Raw genomic sequence first — 15,490 nt, forward strand, 5'->3', positions numbered from 1 at the left:
GTGCCTTCGGTGCCTGAAGCCGCGGGGCGCAGCCCGCTCTCGCGCTCCAGCCGCAACGATCTCGGCCGTTATAGCTCTACCACTCCCTGAGGCACGCATTCTCGTCGATACAGATACTCGAGAATTTCCTTTCTATACTGCAGACTCCCGGCGTGGGTCGCCAGTTTGAGCCGGTCCCGCGGTCGCAAAGTATCAATCTCCCAAATCCGGCCGATTCGCGCAGCCGGTCCGTTCGAGAGCGCGACAATTCGATCGCTCAGGAAGATCGCTTCGTCTATGTCGTGCGTGACCATTACAACCGTGGTCGGGGTCTTTTCCACGATGCGAACCAGTTCGTCCTGAAGGCTCGACTTGGTCAGCGCATCGAGCGCGCCGAACGGCTCGTCCAACAGCAGCACCTTAGGCTCGACCGCAAAAGCGCGAGCGATGCCCACCCGCTGCTTCATTCCACCTGACACCTCGAATGGGTATTTGTTGATGGCGTGCTCCAGGTGAACAAGCTTCAGCGCCTGCTCTGAGCGATCCTTCAATTCGGATGCCGCGGCACCCTTGAAGGCCTGTTTGACCGCAAGGCGAACATTTTCGTAGCAAGTCATCCAGGGCAATAGAGCATGGCTCTGGAAGACCATTGCGCGCTCCGGCCCCGGGCCAGAAATCGTCGTCCCGGCGCAGCGTATTGCACCCTTTGTAGGCGCCAGAAGGCCAGCAACAATGTTTAGCAACGTGCTCTTGCCGCAGCCTGAATGGCCGATCAAGCAGACAAACTCGCTGTCTTCGATAGCGAGCGAGATTCTATCCAGCGCAAGAAGCCCCTTGCCAGAACGGTCAACAAACGACATTGACACATCGTTGATCTCGAGATCCGCCATGGTTCTATTCCCGGAAGCTGAGGCTTTCGCCTATTCGCTTGAGCAAAATATCTAGCGCCAATCCAATACCGCCGACCAGGACGATGGCGACGATCATGCTCGCGATCTGGAGATTATTCCATTCGTTCCAGATGAAGTACCCGATGCCGCTCTGTGCGCCGACCATCTCGGCAGCCACGATGACGAACCAGGCGATACCGATCGAGATCCTCATTCCCGACAGGATCATAGGCACACTGGCGGGAAAGACGACGCGCGCGACATGCTCTAATCGTGGAAGACCGAATACGCGCGAGACGTTCAGCCATTCAGCCCGCACGGAAGCTGTCCCGGTTGCCGTGCTGATCAACATCGGCCAGACTGCACAGATGAAGATGATGAAGATCGTCGAGACGGTGCTGTCGCGGAACGTATAGAGCGCCAGCGGCATCCACGCGAGTGGCGATACCGGCCGCAGGATCTGAATGAAAGGATCCAACGCGCGATGGCAAGCAGGCCATAGACCGAGCAAGAAGCCTAGGGGCACCGCGACGAGTAAGGCCAGCGTGAAGCCCAGTGCTACGCGGCCCATGGAATAGGCCAGATGCCATGCGATGCCCAGATTGTTGGGATTGTCGTGATCGAAGGCGTGTGTGATCAGATCCCGGCCGCGGAGCGCGACGATCCACGGTGAGGGGATCGCACCGGCCTGCTGACCCGGCGCGCTCTGGCCGGCAAGGCGGGCATATTCGGCGTCGGCAGCGCTAACACCTCCCGACGAACCGGCGGTGAACCAGCCCCAGACGCTTACAAATACGATGAAGATCGCGACCGAGGATACCCAGGGCTGCTGCAGCCGGCGTGACACCTCCATCAGCCCCCCTTCCGGACCGAAGACAGGTAGTCCTGCGGCTTATTGGAATCGAATTCGTTCCCGAGAATCCTTTCGGTGCCGAAGCCGACCGCTGGCGGCGTCACGCCCTGCTCGCGCATGATCCGAGCGGCATCGGTCGCCAGCATCACCTTTTCGGCGAGCACCTTATAGTCGACATCCTCCTTTAGCATGTTCCAGCGCCGGAGCTGGGTCATCAGCCAAACTGCTGCCGAATATTGCGGAAACGGCTGATAATCAACCCGCCGCGGATCTTTCCGGATGGTGCCAAGGCCGTCGGCATACGTGCCGCTCAAAACCTGCTCGAGGACAATTTCGGGAGCATTGAGATATTGCGGCTCTGACAGCACCTTCGCCATGCCGACCCGGTTCTCCGGCTTCGAGACATGAAGACTGGACGCGATGATGGCGCGGTAGAACGCCATGAATGTGTTGGGATTTTGCTGGATCCAGCTTTCCGCGGCGGTGACAGAGCAACAAGGATGTCCATCCCAGATATCCTTCGAGATCAGATGAATGAAGCCAGCGCCTTCGTAGACCGCGCGCTGACCGCCCGGCTCTCCGCCGAAAAAACCATCGATGCTTCCGACGCGAAGGCTCGCCACGTATTCGGTCGGAGGTACGATGCGGTATTTGACATCTTGGTCCGGATCGAGCCCGGCGGTAGCCAAATAGTTGCGCAGCTGCAGGGTCTGGTGACTTTGCTCGAACGGGACCGCGAATGTGAAGCCCTTCCAGTTCTTGGGATCCCGATTGTCCTTGTGCTTGTTGGCCAGGACGAGGGAGTTGCCGTTCTGGTTCAAGATGGTCAGCACCTTGATTGACTGGACGTTACCGCCGAGGCCGGCTGTCATCGTCAGGGGGACCGGCATCACCTGCTGCGAGACGTCCAGCTCGCCGTTGAGCATCTTGTCGCGGATCAGCGCGATACCGGCGATTTTCTGCAGACTGACATCCAGACCTTCCTTGCGGTAGCTGCCGAGCCTTTCGCCGTAGATCAGCGGAACGGCGCAGGTGATCGGGAGGAAGCCAACAGCCAGCTTGGTTTTCTCGAGAGGCCTTCGCTCCTGGGCAATTGCCTTCAAGGTGTCGATTGGCAGGATGCTGGAGAGAGCGCCGATGATCACCCCAGCGCCAACGGTGCGAAGCAGTTCCCGCCGCAAAACCGGCTGCGGGAAAAGGCCATGCAGAAGTGCCTGCTGGACGCTTTCGGACACGGCCTCTTCGACAGTCGGCTGCGCGGGAGCATGCGCTCCGCAACTGCACAGGCTGCCGATGAAGCGATGGTGATGTGATGCGTCGCGCATTTCTGTCCCCCTGGTCAAAATGTCCGGCTCAAAATCGTAACATTGACGCTCGAAGGGCCAACGGCGAAATTGTGCAGGAGCATCTGCAGTTCCGCGCATGCCATTCGGAATTCCCAGCTCTGGTTCACTCCGCCGATTGCGGCATCGTCCTTGAGCGCCCGAACAGGATGCGATGCTGCATCTCGTCGAAGCGGCCATCCGCGTTCGTTTCCCGCGTTAACAACGACACCGCGATCGCCACGGCAAACGATAGCGGCATGCTGATGATGGCCGGGTTACGCAGCGAGACGAACCACCAGGCGCCGCTCACCTGGGCCAGCGGCTTACCGAGCACATCGACCTGGATGGTCGGTGACAGCGCAATGAGCACCAGCGAGCTTAGCGTGCCGATCATGATGCTAGCGACGGCCGCTGGCGTCGTGAAGCGACGCCAGATGATAGCGAGGACCAGTGATGGAAAATTGGCGGCACAGGCGATGGAGAAGGCGAGCCCGGCCATGAAGGCCACGTTCTGGCCTTCGAAGGTGATGCCGAGCACGATTGCCAGCACCGAGATGGCAACGGTGGCGATCCGCGCCACTTTGAGCTGCTCAGCCTCCGATGCCCTACCGTGGCGAACGACGTTGGTCCAGACATCATGGCACAACGTAGCCACACCGGAAAGCGTGAGGCCTGCCACCACCGCCAGCATGGTGGCAAACGCAACTGCGCAGATGAAACCGAAGAAGGCGTCGCCGCCGACTGTGAGGGCGAGCAGAGGTGCAGCCATGTTGCCGCCACCGCCGGCTTTCATCACCGCCTCCGGGCCGACCAGCACCATGGCCCCAAAGCCGATGATGAACACCATCAGGTGGAAGAAGCCGATCAGCCCGGTGGCATAAAGTATCGATAGTCGCGCGGCCTTGGAGTCCCGAACCGTGTATACCCGCATCAGGACGTGCGGCATCGCCGCGGTGCCGAACATCAGCCCGAGGCCGAGTGAGATCGCGTCCCATTGCCCCGAAACCACCTTCGAACCTGGCTGCAGCACTCTTGTGCCGTACTTCTCCGCCGCTGCGGCGAACAGCTTGAGCGGGTTCATTTCGAAATGCATCAGGACCAGGACTGCCAGGATCACTCCGCCGGCGAGCAGCAGCGCCGCCTTCACCACCTGCACCCAGGTGGTGGCGAGCATGCCGCCGAACAGCACATAGATGAGCATGGCAGCACCGACCAAAGCCACCGACCAAGTGTAGGGCAGGCCGAACAGCAACTTGATCAACGATCCGGTCGCGACCATCTGGGCGATCAGGTAGAACAGGATCACCGCCAGCGTACCGACCGCCGCGGCGAGCCGCACCGGCTTTTGGCTGAGCCGATAGGCGACCACGTCCGCGAACGTGAATTTCCCGACATTGCGCAGTGGCTCGACAATCAGAAAGAGGATGATCGGCCAGCCGACCAGCCATCCAATCGAGTAGACCATGCCATCGAAGCCATTCGAGGTGACAATGCCGGCAATGCCGAGCAGCGCGGCCGCGCTGAGGAAGTCGCCAGCGAGCGCCCAGCCATTCTGCCATGCAGTGATCTCGCCGCCCGCGGCAAAGAAGTGCTCCGTGGTACGGGTGCGCCGCGCCGCCCAGTAAGTAATCAGGAGCGTCAGGACCATAAATGCGAAGAAGAAGCCGATCGAGAGCGAGTTGTTGGCCATCGCGAGGTCCTATCGTTCGAGGTCACGAAGGCTGGCATCAAATACCCGGTTCGCCCACAGCACATAGATGAGGCAGAGCAGGAACGATGAAACGATGACGAGAGGGCCGAGCACGATGCAAAGCGAGAGCCCGGGCGCAAGCACAGTGCCCAAAAGCGGCTTGTCGAATGCGAACAATGCCATGAAGCCGAAATAGATCGTGATCATCGTCGCACAAAGCAGCAGCGCGATCCGGAGGCGCCTCCGCGCGAGGGTGACAGAACGAGGCGCGACGCCGGAATTGACGGAAGTCTGCGCGTCCATCCACCCTCCAGAAGGTCTTGATATCGACTACCGGTCAGCTTCCGCCGAGCCGCAAGCGTCGGGAACCACGAAACTTTGCAATGTACTGTGCAGATTTGCGGCCTCGTCGAAGGCGATGCTGTGTCGTCTCGACGGTCGCGGCGACAACAACCATGCCGGCAATGACGGCGCGCCTGCGACGGCATTGATCCTTGCATGCAAGGATTACGTTGGCGGCGCGGGCTTGGGCAGGCGTGAGGGCGGCACCACGATGGGTGGCGTGAGTCCGAGCTGCGGACATGCAGTCAAACCGGAAACCTCGCAGAATAGCGGGCGCGACCTCCATCGGTACCGGAAGTACAAGAGGAGTTCTATCGGGGTTCTCGCCCAGCGCGTCACACTGCCGATCTACTCGACTTTCCAGGCCCTGCACCGCGTCCGCGGTCGATTTGTCGGTCAGCGCACCCGTCCATCAAACAGACCCGTGCGTTCCTCTTGGAGCGAGGCATGGTGTGCGGCAAAGCCTACATTCCCTGTTCGAGTTGCCCGGTATCTTGGCAATTAGCGCCAATGTTTTTTCGCCTTGCATGTTGCGCATCATCGAGGGTTTAGCGGAAGACTCGCGTCGACTGGATGGGCGTATCGAGGGACTATCGAGCGGGATCGAAACGCTGGCCAGTCAAGACCGGGCCTGCCAGCGAGCCGAGCTAAGCGGACCCCACCAGCATGACGAACACGCTTGCTCATCCCGATGTCATCGGCGACGGCCTCTCTCTTGCGGTCAGGGTCGGAGCCGGGATTGACAAGGATGTGGCCTCTGCGGGCTTCTGGACGCCCGGGTCAATCTTCAAGAGCGGCAGCGCCTCGCAGGTCGTGCCGTACGGTTGGCTGGACCGCGGTCGTGCCGGGGCATCGCAGCGCGTCCGAATGCCAAGAGAATTCGTCGTCTTCAGCGGAAAATCACGATCGGAACGTCATGAAAATGATGGCGAATTTGAAAACCAGAACGTCGGCAGATCACCGGCGCCATGACGGTTCCATCCCGGAGCGACCTGGTCCGCTACTGTAATGGCGGCCGGGTTCTCCGTGCAAAGTGAACCATTTTCATGATTATTCCGTTGAGAGATTATTTTTCACGTGGTATGATGGAATTTCGAAATCCAAGCCCTCAGTGACCAAAATTCGAGGACGGGAAATGTTTTTCAGAGGAATGTAAGTGAGCGCAGAATTTTCAGGATCGGTGAATGTTTTTCACGATAGGCGATTGCCTGAGCCCGCTGTCCCCGCGGGTTATGCCGCGCTCATCGACACTTACAAGCTGGCCGTGCCGGTCCCCCGCACCCTTTCGGCCATCGGAGCCCGGCACCGTATCATTGAACAGGATGGTTGGCGGATCTACACGCCTCGCCATGCTCCCCAGGCCTCGCTTGAGGGACACCTGACTTTTGCCCTCAAGAACGAAGGAGTCGATCTTTCCGTCCTGAAGCGGCTTTTCCTAGTCGTTAACGAGGGTGACATCGCGGAGCTTGTCCGGCAGAAGCCGACCGGCATTTACACACGACGCATCTGGTTTCTGTACGAGTGGTTGCTTGGCTGCGAGCTGAATCTGTCGCTTACAGACAAGGTCTCATATGTAGACGCCATCGATACCGACCTCCAGTTCGGAGGGATTGGCACGAATTCCGCCCGGCATCGCGTTCGCAACAACCTTCCCGGCACCCCGGAATTTTGTCCGCTCGTTTTCAAGACGGCCGCGCTGAACCAATTTCTCGCGCAGAACTGGAAGGAGCGGGCGCGCGCTGTCGTCAGCGAAGTCCCGAAGGATTTGCTCGCGCGCACCGCCGCCTTTCTGCTGCTGAAAGATTCAAAGTCTAGTTACATCATCGAGGGAGAAAGGCCGCCTCAGGATCGCATTCAAAGATGGGGACGCGCCATCGGCGAGGCTGGGCGCGCGCCGCTCGATGAGCGGGAGTTTTTGCGCCTGCAAGGCATCGTCATCGGAGACGAGCGTTTCGTGAAGCTCGGGTTCCGGCAGGAAGGAGGCTTCGTCGGAGAGCATGACCGCGATACACAGCGCCCTATCCCGGACCATATCAGCGCGAGGCATGAAGACATCGCCTCTCTTATGGCAGGATTGATCGCATTCGATCTCGCCGCCGAGAACGAGCTCGATCCCATTATCGCGGCGGCGGTGCTCGCGTTCGGCTTTGTTTATATCCATCCATTCGAGGACGGCAACGGACGCATCCATCGATATCTGATGCATCATGTCCTCGCGCGGCGCGGATTTAATCCGGCCGGGGTCCATTTTCCAGTGTCATCGGCGATTCTTGACCGGATCACCGAGTACAAAGGCGTGCTGGAAAGCTATTCCAGCAGGCTACTTCCGTGCGTTCAATGGGAAGCGACCCCAAAGAATAATGTGAAGGTTTTGAACGATACCGGCGATTTCTACCGCTTCTTCGACGCCACCCCGCATGCGGAATTTCTCTACGAATGTGTACGCCAGACGATTGAGCTGGACCTTCCGAATGAGACGAGCTTCCTGCGCAACTTTGATATGTTCCGATCCGGAGTCGAAAACATCATCGACATGCCCGAGCGAACGCTCAACAACCTGTTTGGCTTTCTGCGACAGAATCAAGGAAGACTTTCAAAGCGGGCACGAGAGAACGAATTCGCCGAGCTCACTCAAGATGAAGTTGTGAAACTTGAGCAATTGTACGCGGACTCATTCGGTCAAAGCGGAGCCTTAAGTGACTAACGGCGCGTCTTGCGCAGAGACAGGAAGCCCATTCTTTCCAGCGGTGGTACGGGTCGTGTCCACGGTTGTGGTGTAGCTCGGTAGAGCAAAGCCACCCGGTCGTGCGCCTCTAATAGCGCCGTACCAGGCGGGCGCCATTGCACTGGCCACCGGAAATTCTCCCGTAGGATCGGGTTGCGACACGCCAACGGCAACAACGCAACCAGAGGCACCACCGATGATCGACGACATAATGCGAGCAGGCGCGACATTGCCGGGGCGCGGCCGATTTGGACCACGAGCAGGCGCTATGGCCTCGATTGGGCTTTGGCTGTGTCGGTTGCATTCGGACGGCTGCTTCGCCACTCAAAACGAGCAAGAAATAACAGCAATTGGCGTCTCCCGGCGACGCCTATGCGGAAGCCCGATTGACCGACCCGCGTACCCGCTTCAAACCGTGACGTGGCGAGAAAGCTCGGGCGAGACTCACGAAATCCTCGGCCGGCATAGGCCGTCCGAACAAATAGCCCTGGTAACTGAGCTGTCCATGTCGCGCCAGGAACGCATATTGCTCCTCCGTTTCGACGCCTTCGGCAATGACTGAAAGGCCGAGGCTTCTGCTAAGCGCTATGATCATCTGGGCTATCGCGGCGTCGTTAGAGTCAACCAGAACGTCCTTGACGAAGCTGCGATCGATCTTGAGCTGGTCAAGCGGCAAACGCTTCAGATACGAAAGCGCTGAGTAGCCGGTTCCGAAATCATCGAGGCTGAAACCGATGCCAATCGCTTTCAATTTGCCCATCTTGGCGATCACATCGTCGACGTTGCTGACTAATGTGCTTTCAGTGAGTTCGATTTTGAGGCGATGGGGATTGGCGCCGGTTTGCTCAATGATCGCGCGGACCTCTTCGACAAAATTCTTCTGACGCATCTGCAGGGCGCTGACATTGATTGCGATGGTCAGGCGTTCGGTCGCCGGATCGCTTGACCAGCGAGCCAGCTGACGGCACGCGGTCTTCAACATCAAGGCGCCGAGCGGAAGGATGAGGCCGGTGCTTTCTGCGACGGGGATGAATTCGCTAGGAGAAATCATCCCATGATGCGCATGCGGCCAGCGCGCCAGCGCTTCTGCCCCCAGCAGCCTTCCTTCGTGATCGACCTGCGGCTGGTAATGCAGCAAAAGCCGTTCCTTCTTAAGGTCTTCTCGTAGATCGGTCTCGAGGGCAGCGCGGGCTGTAATCATAGTCTGCATGGCCGGGTCGAAAAACCGCAGGCCATTTCGCCCCGCCGTTTTCGCATCGTACATTGCCAGATCGGCTCTCTTGAGCAACTCGTCAACATTGCACTCATCAGTCGAAAACAAGGTCACGCCAACACTTGCGGTACAGAGATATTCATACGCATCGAGCTGGAAGACCTCGGTGAAGGCTGCGAGTATCTTTTCGCCTATCGCTTCCGCCTGTAAGGCTGCGACCTTTGCTTTCTGTGTACCCAGATTGGCGAGAAGAACGACAAATTCGTCGCCGCCAAAGCGGGCAACTGTGTCATCCGCCCTCACACAATGGGAGAGGCGCTGAGCCACACATTTCAGCAGCATATCCCCCATGTGGTGACCCAGCGAGTCGTTCAGTGTCTTGAAATTGTCCAGATCAATGAACAGCAAAGCGCCGTAGGATTTGCTACGGATATTCGCATTGACGGCCTGGCGCACGCGGTCGATTAGCAGGACGCGGTTCGGCAGACCTGTTAGCTGGTCAAAGAAAGCGAGTTCTTGGATCTTTTCCTCAGCGTGCTTCAGTTTGGAAATATCATAATACGAGCCGATGTAGTTGGTGACCTCGCCCGTCTCGTTTTTAACAGCGGATATAGTCAGCCAGCGCGGGCAGTTTTCTCCGCTCTTGGTCCTGAGACTCATATCGCCTTGCCAGCCGCCAGTCGCTTCAACGGAATTCCACATACTGCGGTAGAATTCGGGACCACGCCGATGAGACCGGAACAGTCGCGGGGTTTGTCCAACCAATTCTTCGATCGTATAGCCGGTTAAGCCCACGAAGGCGCGGTTGGCACTCAAGACTACGCCTTTGGTATCGGTGACGATCATGCCCTCCTGAGAATTGAAAGCAGCCGCGGCTATGCGCAATTCAGAGTTTGACTTGTCAAGAGCCTCCCTCTGTCGCTGCAGGTCGGCCTCAATGGCTTCGCGCCACCTGATCTCTTGAGAGAGAGCGAGATTGTTTTCGGCCAGCTCCGCTCTATGTCGATTGGACTCGACGAACTTGATTTGTAACCGCGCCGCATTTTGACGCATTCGCTCGAAGCCGATGGCCAGCATAAATAGCACGATAGCGAAGAGGCCAACATAGAAAACGGAGAGGGGTGAAAGCGTACGACCGTATAGCTCATCCTCGCTGGCCAGCCTCAGGACGGAAAGTCGAGTACCGGCAACTGGCGAGCGAAGTGCGAGATATCCTCTCAGCTCGGAAGCGCTGAGATTTGACAGAGGTTGTATGCGGCCAGACGGAAGCTTGGCCAGCGAGGGGCCTTCGGTGACAACGGCCGAGTGCTCTCGCTCGATCGGGAGCAGCACCTGCCCATCGTCTCCCAGGAGGAATTCGCGCGGCTGGCCGAGGTTGTTGGTAGACACCAATGAGGAAAGTAGATTGAGACTGCTCACGGTCTCGACCGTTCCCCTTATCTTGCCCTTCTGGAGTACCGGTACGCTGACCACAATCAGGCGGCGCTTGTCGTCAATCTGAATATATGGTTCGGCCAGGGCGTTACGCACCGGCGAAGCTGTCGTCGCGCTGGACGAGCCGACATTAACTTGCGCCACGCCGTTGCGATCGAAGAAAGCCAACCGCAAATAGGCGGCTTGGCCCTGATATTTCTCCTCACCCACCGTCGCCTGAAAGCGGCGCTCGATTGCAGCCAAATTGGCGAAGAGGCCATATTTGACGGACATTCCGAGATCGAGATTGCTGAAATAGTTGGAAATGTCCTCGCTGGCTGCGAGCCGTGCGGCGGCCTGCCGCCGTTCGGCTAAGAAATCGCTGACCTCCGCGGCGCGCGCTTCACCGAGCGACACCAGACGCGCATCGGCGTTTTGCCGCAACTCCACTTGCGACGTATAGAGATTGCCAGTCAGATAAAACATAGACAGCAGAAACGCCGCTGCTGCTATCAAGAGCCAGCGTGGAGCTAACGATCGACTGAATCTAATCAGCGAAGATATCATCAATTCGTTTTCGCGAAGTATTCCGGGAAAAATCGACGGATGCCGGGATAATATTTGTCCACCAGCCGGTCATAGAAGCCGGAGGCCTTGATCTCGCTCAAATACGCGTTGAATTCATTGCGCAAAGCTGGAGCGTCCTTCGGAAAGGCGGTTGCCAACGTTTGCTGCTCGGAGATCGGCCCCAGAATCTTGATTTTGCCCGCCCATTTCCGCAAATCCAGAATGGCATCCGGCACGTCGAGCAGTGTCAATTCGGCTTCTTTGTTGAGCATGGCCGGCACCATCTCGTTCAGGTTGGCGCTCTTGTTGTAAGCCTTTAGATCAATACCGACGTTGACCAAGCCGTAATTGGATGGATCCAAGCAGGTGCGCTCCATCACGAGTACGCTCTTGGATCCGATCGCCTTCCGGGTGTTGACGATGTCGGCCGCTAGATCCGCGCCGTCCTGGATCGGCTGAAGATCAGACTCGGCTGGTGCCACCAAGAGAACCTGCGAAGGAAGGGTCGGCTCGGAATATAGAAGAATGGCCTCACGCCAGGGCAGCACGGTGAAGCCGCTCGATATCACATCGCCTTTGATGGGATAGTCACCTGCCAGCGTCACTTCGCCATTTTTGCGCACCACATCCTTGCCGAGCAGGTCGCGGATGACCGAATAAAAATCCGAGTAGACAAGCTTGTAGGAGACGCCAATTCTTTTGGCGAAGCCCTGCATCAGCTCGACCTCCAAACCATCGCCCGCGCCGGTCACAAAGTTGGCGTAGCGGATGCCAATATGGCGGATTTCGCCTCGCTGCTTGATCTCTGCGAGATCAGCTGCCCAGCCTGAAGTCGCGAAAAGGAAGACCATGGCGCCGCTCAGCGACACGCGGACAAAGCGTTTCAGGGACATGGAGGCGCTCTTTACCTTTGTGCCAGGAGAGGCGCCTGCAATCTATAGCTGTGAGTTTAAGAAAGGATGGCGAAATACAACAAAGTAGATTTCAGTTTTCGGAAAAACGAGTTTGTCGGTAAAGGATTGATTACAGACCAGGTGCTGAGTGCAACGGAAGATTGTTCGATCCGGGCGTGCCTTTCAGTTTCTTGAGGTCGTTCAGCACCGAGCGCCACGGACCCATCGCGCTCAACAGCGTGCTTAAGCATAATATGGTCAAGTATCCGGAAAACTGCTGCCAATGCGGCGTTTCGCCGGACAATAAGTGATGCCCTTGCTGCCCTATTTGCGCATAGAACAGGACCAGCGGCGCGCCGCCCAACATACTGGTCGTCAGGTACTGAAGAGGGGTGACGTCAAGCATCGCGGCAATGAAATTCACCAGTGGTGCGGGCACGAGGGGCGAGAGGCGTAGTCCGAGCAAGGTCAACCAGAGTCTCACAGCCGATTGCTGACATAATGAAGCGCTGCGACGTTGAATGTGCTTTCGATAGAAGAGAAACGCGCTCAAACCGCCAAAGGCACTGCCGAGCAGCACGGTGGCGCCTCCCTCCAACCCGTCCATGTAAAAACCGGCGGCCAGGCAAATCATTGGCATGGAGGGAAAGGCCAGAAATGCAAGGACAGTGGATGTGACCAGAAACGCCACAGCGGTGCCGAGTGGATGCGCTTGGGCCATTGTTTCAAGCCCCGGAAACACCTGCCAAAAGGCCTCTCTCGAAATAGGTGATGCAAGATATGCCAGCGTCAGAAACATGACGACTGCTATATAGACAATCAATGGCTGGTAACCACGCATCGGCTATCCCAAGCTGGATAGAAGAGGCGGCATGTAATCAAAGCTGTTGTAAGTATTCCAGAAAAGAACTTTCTTGTTCTTGAGCGCCCCCGCTTTAGACATGGTGAGCAACGAGCGCCATGCTTTCAAAGTGAAGACTGGATCAAGGCTGAGTCCGGCTTCCTCCAACTCGTTCGCCCACGCAACGTCGGTGGCTTCGACCAAGCCGTAGCCGGGCTGCCAGCTGGTGGAATCCGGCACGAATATCTCGTCTTGCATCACGCGAAGCACATCAGGGGAGATGCCTGGAAAGCGGATTTGCTGCAGCCACTCAACCGTGCTGCGAGCGAGTTTGGCAACATTCCCCTCCACAAATGGCAAGGAGGGTTGCCGGTTGACAAGCCATCGCGTCAGATATGATTTGTCCTGATCGGCCACTCCCACGACCTTGGTCTTCCATCCCATCAAATGGACGCCCAGGAGAAGGCCCAAGACCGTCGAGCCGCTGCCCATGGCGACAAAAATCACGTCGGGCGGTGCACTCCACGCCTGAGCGGCGCTAAGGAACTGCGCCAACTCGGCAATCGCATTCATATGCCCCAACACACTCAGATCGTTCGAGCCGCCTGGGGGAACGAGCGAATCCGTATCCGGATGTAGCCAATTTCTCGCATATTCCTGGGAAGCTTCGCCCACCAATTCAATGTTGTTCTTGGCTATGGCAACGTGTGCAACCAGGCCTCGCAAAATCCCCAGCCGCGCCATGTCCGTGGTAGCTCCCGGCACCTCGAAAAGCACCAAGTCCAGGGCACAATTCAGCGGCTGTCCGTCACCGGTCAAATCGGCCACACGATTGGCTAGGGCAAACTGCAGAGCATGATTGCTAGAGACCGCGCCCACCGTCCCTAAACGCTTGGAGCCGGACCACTTCAGATTCGGGAGCAGGAATTCGTACTTCCGCGCCTTGTTGCCAAAGACGGGATAACGCGCACTGCTCTCATTCATCACCAAAAGATCAGAGCAGTCTATTTGTCGCGTCACAGACGACGGCAACTGCAATAGCTGGTTGTTTCCCCTCAAGAAAATGGGGGTCCATGGAATGGTGGCGCGGCCGTCAGCCTGCCTCAGGAAAAACGAGTTACCGGGTTCGCCCTGGCGAACGTAATCGGCAAATGACTTATCGCCGGAGAGCGTGTTGCCGATGAAAGGACCGCCTTCGGCATCGGGATCCAGCAGGGACGGAAAGTATCTACCGAGCGCCAAGGATTGCGATTTCAAGGCTGCGGACGAGGGAGCCAAGCCTGCAAGATCAGCGGCGTGCGGGAGCGGCGACAACGGGAGGGGGCGACGTTGATGGGTGGCGACCGCGCTCAACGCGGCACCTCCGCTCAACGCGGCGCCGCCTAGGAGGGCCGCTTGCATGAAGTTCCGGCGAGAGAGGTTCATTGCCTGGATGCTACTCGGTGTAGCTTCAGGTTAACGCTTTTTTAACCCTATTCCAATCCGCATGCGCGCTCACGGGCGAAATACTCAAAGGTTTGCTTAACGCAGACGCGTTGAAGGTGTGCTCAGGATCAAATCTAGCTCAAACCAGCTTGGCAGTACGGCGATTAGCCCCGCCGTATTGTTGTTTTGGCGCAAGGGCTTCGCCCATCGGACCGCATCAAGAGATATACTCCGGGTCGTCCGGAAAGTGGATCAGAAAGGTCCTTTGCTAGTGCGCGCGCACTTCCCGTCTGCGCCCCCATTGTATCCGGCGTTGGCGCCACTCGGCTGTCGCGCAATCTCCGCACGTCGTTGGTGTAGGCGCCAAAGCACGGCACGATCAGCTGGCGCCTTGGCCAGCACCGCGCCCGAACAATTGCGAACGAGAGTGGCTGACTCATAATCGAGGTGAGAAACACCAGACCCAAGCGCTTTTCCGATCCGGAAGGCGTGTCCGGCCTGCGGCAAGCCAATGCCAGCGTGCCGACGACTCCAACGAGGGGCGGTTGTGCTACGCTTGTACCGGTTGGAAGACGACCCGCTGCCGAGCCGCCTGCCCGCAGTTGGGCCGACAGTCCTCTGAAGCCGACACGGTGACCGCGTCGACGTCGAATCGGCTCAGACACTCGAAACGAATCAGGCTTGCGGCCTGCGCCCCAGCGGAGCGCCTTTTGTGCGGATCAGTCGCTCCTCAAGCATATCTAGCCGATCCTGCCCCCAGAACCGTTCGCCTTTGAACACATAGAACGGCGATCCAAAGACACCAGCTTCCAATGCCCGAGAGGTATTGGATACGTATTCCAGGCGGGCAGCACCTGCCGCCCCCTCCAACAGCGTCAAGCCGTCATAACCCGCGCGATCCGCGGTTCTCAGCAGCGTGTCGCGGTCGGCGAGGTTCTCGTCCTCGATCCAAATCGCGCGCATCATTGCGTTCGCGAGACGGTCGACATTCAAGCCTTGGTTTTGCGCCGCAATTACCATGCAAGACGCAACATCCACGTCGACAGGAAAATAGAAAGGCTCGATGTTGACGATCATGCCGAGCCGCTCGCTCCAACGCTTAAGCTCCTCGATGCGATAGTCGCGTCGCTGCCATGAACGCTTTTCAAGAACGATCCCGCCGCTTGCTGCATAGACATCCTGCATGCGCATTGGGATATAGTTGACACGAACTCCGTGACGCGCGGTTATCTGTGACAATCTGACCTGCCCTAAATAGGCCCAGTCCGACATCAGCCAGACATAGTAGTCGATGAATGGCGCATCTTGATCAAGCATAGTATCAGGCTTTCGGA

The 15,490-nt window shown here is 57.9% G+C and carries 12 protein-coding genes and 1 pseudogene; 3 read left to right on the forward strand and 10 right to left on the reverse strand.

The genetic code is table 11. The features are described from left to right. Nucleotides 1-68 precede the first annotated feature (68 nt). From IVA75_RS27645 to IVA75_RS27665, 5 genes are all read right to left on the reverse strand, one after another. Nucleotides 69-869: an ABC transporter ATP-binding protein gene (locus IVA75_RS27645; protein WP_247285539.1), complete on the reverse strand. Its 801-nt coding sequence runs from the start codon at nt 867-869 to the stop codon at nt 69-71. Nucleotides 870-873: 4 nt separating this feature from the next. Continuing rightward, nucleotides 874-1,722, reverse strand: coding sequence for an ABC transporter permease (locus IVA75_RS27650; protein ID WP_247285537.1), 849 nt, complete (start codon nt 1,720-1,722; stop codon nt 874-876). After that, the gene (locus IVA75_RS27655) at nt 1,722-3,047 is read right to left on the reverse strand and encodes a CmpA/NrtA family ABC transporter substrate-binding protein (RefSeq protein ID WP_247285535.1); all 1,326 of its coding nucleotides are present in this window, start codon (nt 3,045-3,047) and stop codon (nt 1,722-1,724) included. Before IVA75_RS27655 ends, IVA75_RS27650 begins: the two co-directional genes overlap by 1 nt. A 124-nt stretch (nt 3,048-3,171) precedes the next feature. Then, nucleotides 3,172-4,737 (reverse strand): cation acetate symporter, encoded by a 1,566-nt coding sequence (locus IVA75_RS27660; protein WP_247285534.1) that lies wholly within the window; start codon nt 4,735-4,737, stop codon nt 3,172-3,174. 9 nt (nt 4,738-4,746) lie between these two features. Then, complete coding sequence (locus tag IVA75_RS27665) at nt 4,747-5,040, reverse strand: DUF485 domain-containing protein (RefSeq protein ID WP_247285533.1); 294 nt, start codon at nt 5,038-5,040, stop codon at nt 4,747-4,749. 400 nt (nt 5,041-5,440) lie between these two features. On the opposite strand from IVA75_RS27665, the pseudogene IVA75_RS27670 reads away from it, so the two are divergent. The 3 genes and pseudogenes from IVA75_RS27670 to IVA75_RS27680 all read left to right on the forward strand — a co-directional run. Continuing rightward, a pseudogene (locus IVA75_RS27670) lies at nt 5,441-5,720 on the forward strand (IS110 family transposase); the annotation flags it as partial. Nucleotides 5,721-5,745: 25 nt separating this feature from the next. Beyond that, nucleotides 5,746-6,051: a hypothetical protein gene (locus IVA75_RS27675; protein ID WP_247285616.1), complete on the forward strand. Its 306-nt coding sequence runs from the start codon at nt 5,746-5,748 to the stop codon at nt 6,049-6,051. 184 nt (nt 6,052-6,235) lie between these two features. Continuing rightward, nucleotides 6,236-7,783: a Fic family protein gene (locus IVA75_RS27680; RefSeq protein ID WP_247285532.1), complete on the forward strand. Its 1,548-nt coding sequence runs from the start codon at nt 6,236-6,238 to the stop codon at nt 7,781-7,783. Between the two features lie 391 nt (nt 7,784-8,174). On the opposite strand, the gene IVA75_RS27685 is transcribed toward IVA75_RS27680, so the two are convergent. The 5 genes from IVA75_RS27685 to IVA75_RS27705 all read right to left on the reverse strand — a co-directional run bounded on the left by IVA75_RS27685 (nt 8,175) and on the right by IVA75_RS27705 (nt 15,473). Next, entirely contained in the window at nt 8,175-10,916 is a 2,742-nt protein-coding gene (locus IVA75_RS27685) for an EAL domain-containing protein (RefSeq protein ID WP_247285531.1), read from the reverse strand. Between the two features lie 80 nt (nt 10,917-10,996). Then, nucleotides 10,997-11,890, reverse strand: a complete 894-nt coding sequence (locus IVA75_RS27690; RefSeq protein ID WP_247285530.1) for a transporter substrate-binding domain-containing protein — start codon at nt 11,888-11,890, stop codon at nt 10,997-10,999. A gap of 130 nt (nt 11,891-12,020) precedes the next feature. Beyond that, the gene (locus tag IVA75_RS27695) at nt 12,021-12,731 is read right to left on the reverse strand and encodes a VTT domain-containing protein (protein WP_247285529.1); all 711 of its coding nucleotides are present in this window, start codon (nt 12,729-12,731) and stop codon (nt 12,021-12,023) included. Between the two features lie 3 nt (nt 12,732-12,734). After that, nucleotides 12,735-14,084, reverse strand: a complete 1,350-nt coding sequence (locus IVA75_RS27700; protein ID WP_247285527.1) for a pyridoxal-phosphate dependent enzyme — start codon at nt 14,082-14,084, stop codon at nt 12,735-12,737. 747 nt (nt 14,085-14,831) lie between these two features. Continuing rightward, on the reverse strand, nt 14,832-15,473 hold the full coding sequence (locus IVA75_RS27705; RefSeq protein ID WP_247285525.1) for a 2-hydroxychromene-2-carboxylate isomerase: 642 nt from the start codon (nt 15,471-15,473) through the stop codon (nt 14,832-14,834). Between the last annotated feature and the right edge of the window lie 17 nt (nt 15,474-15,490).

This window comes from Bradyrhizobium sp. 134 (genome assembly GCF_023074155.1).
GTDB lineage: Bacteria > Pseudomonadota > Alphaproteobacteria > Rhizobiales > Xanthobacteraceae > Bradyrhizobium.

Bases quoted from the DNA above. Each gene is read 5' to 3' on its own strand.
- IVA75_RS27645 (WP_247285539.1), bottom strand. From the start codon at position 869: ATGGCGGATCTCGAGATCAACGATGTGTCAATGTCGTTTGTTGACCGT.
- IVA75_RS27650 (WP_247285537.1), bottom strand. From the start codon at position 1,722: ATGGAGGTGTCACGCCGGCTGCAGCAGCCCTGGGTATCCTCGGTCGCG.
- IVA75_RS27655 (WP_247285535.1), bottom strand. From the start codon at position 3,047: ATGCGCGACGCATCACATCACCATCGCTTCATCGGCAGCCTGTGCAGT.
- IVA75_RS27660 (WP_247285534.1), bottom strand. From the start codon at position 4,737: ATGGCCAACAACTCGCTCTCGATCGGCTTCTTCTTCGCATTTATGGTC.
- IVA75_RS27665 (WP_247285533.1), bottom strand. From the start codon at position 5,040: ATGGACGCGCAGACTTCCGTCAATTCCGGCGTCGCGCCTCGTTCTGTC.
- IVA75_RS27675 (WP_247285616.1), top strand. From the start codon at position 5,746: ATGACGAACACGCTTGCTCATCCCGATGTCATCGGCGACGGCCTCTCT.
- IVA75_RS27685 (WP_247285531.1), bottom strand. From the start codon at position 10,916: ATGTTTTATCTGACTGGCAATCTCTATACGTCGCAAGTGGAGTTGCGG.
- IVA75_RS27690 (WP_247285530.1), bottom strand. From the start codon at position 11,890: ATGTCCCTGAAACGCTTTGTCCGCGTGTCGCTGAGCGGCGCCATGGTC.
- IVA75_RS27695 (WP_247285529.1), bottom strand. From the start codon at position 12,731: ATGCGTGGTTACCAGCCATTGATTGTCTATATAGCAGTCGTCATGTTT.
- IVA75_RS27705 (WP_247285525.1), bottom strand. From the start codon at position 15,473: ATGCTTGATCAAGATGCGCCATTCATCGACTACTATGTCTGGCTGATG.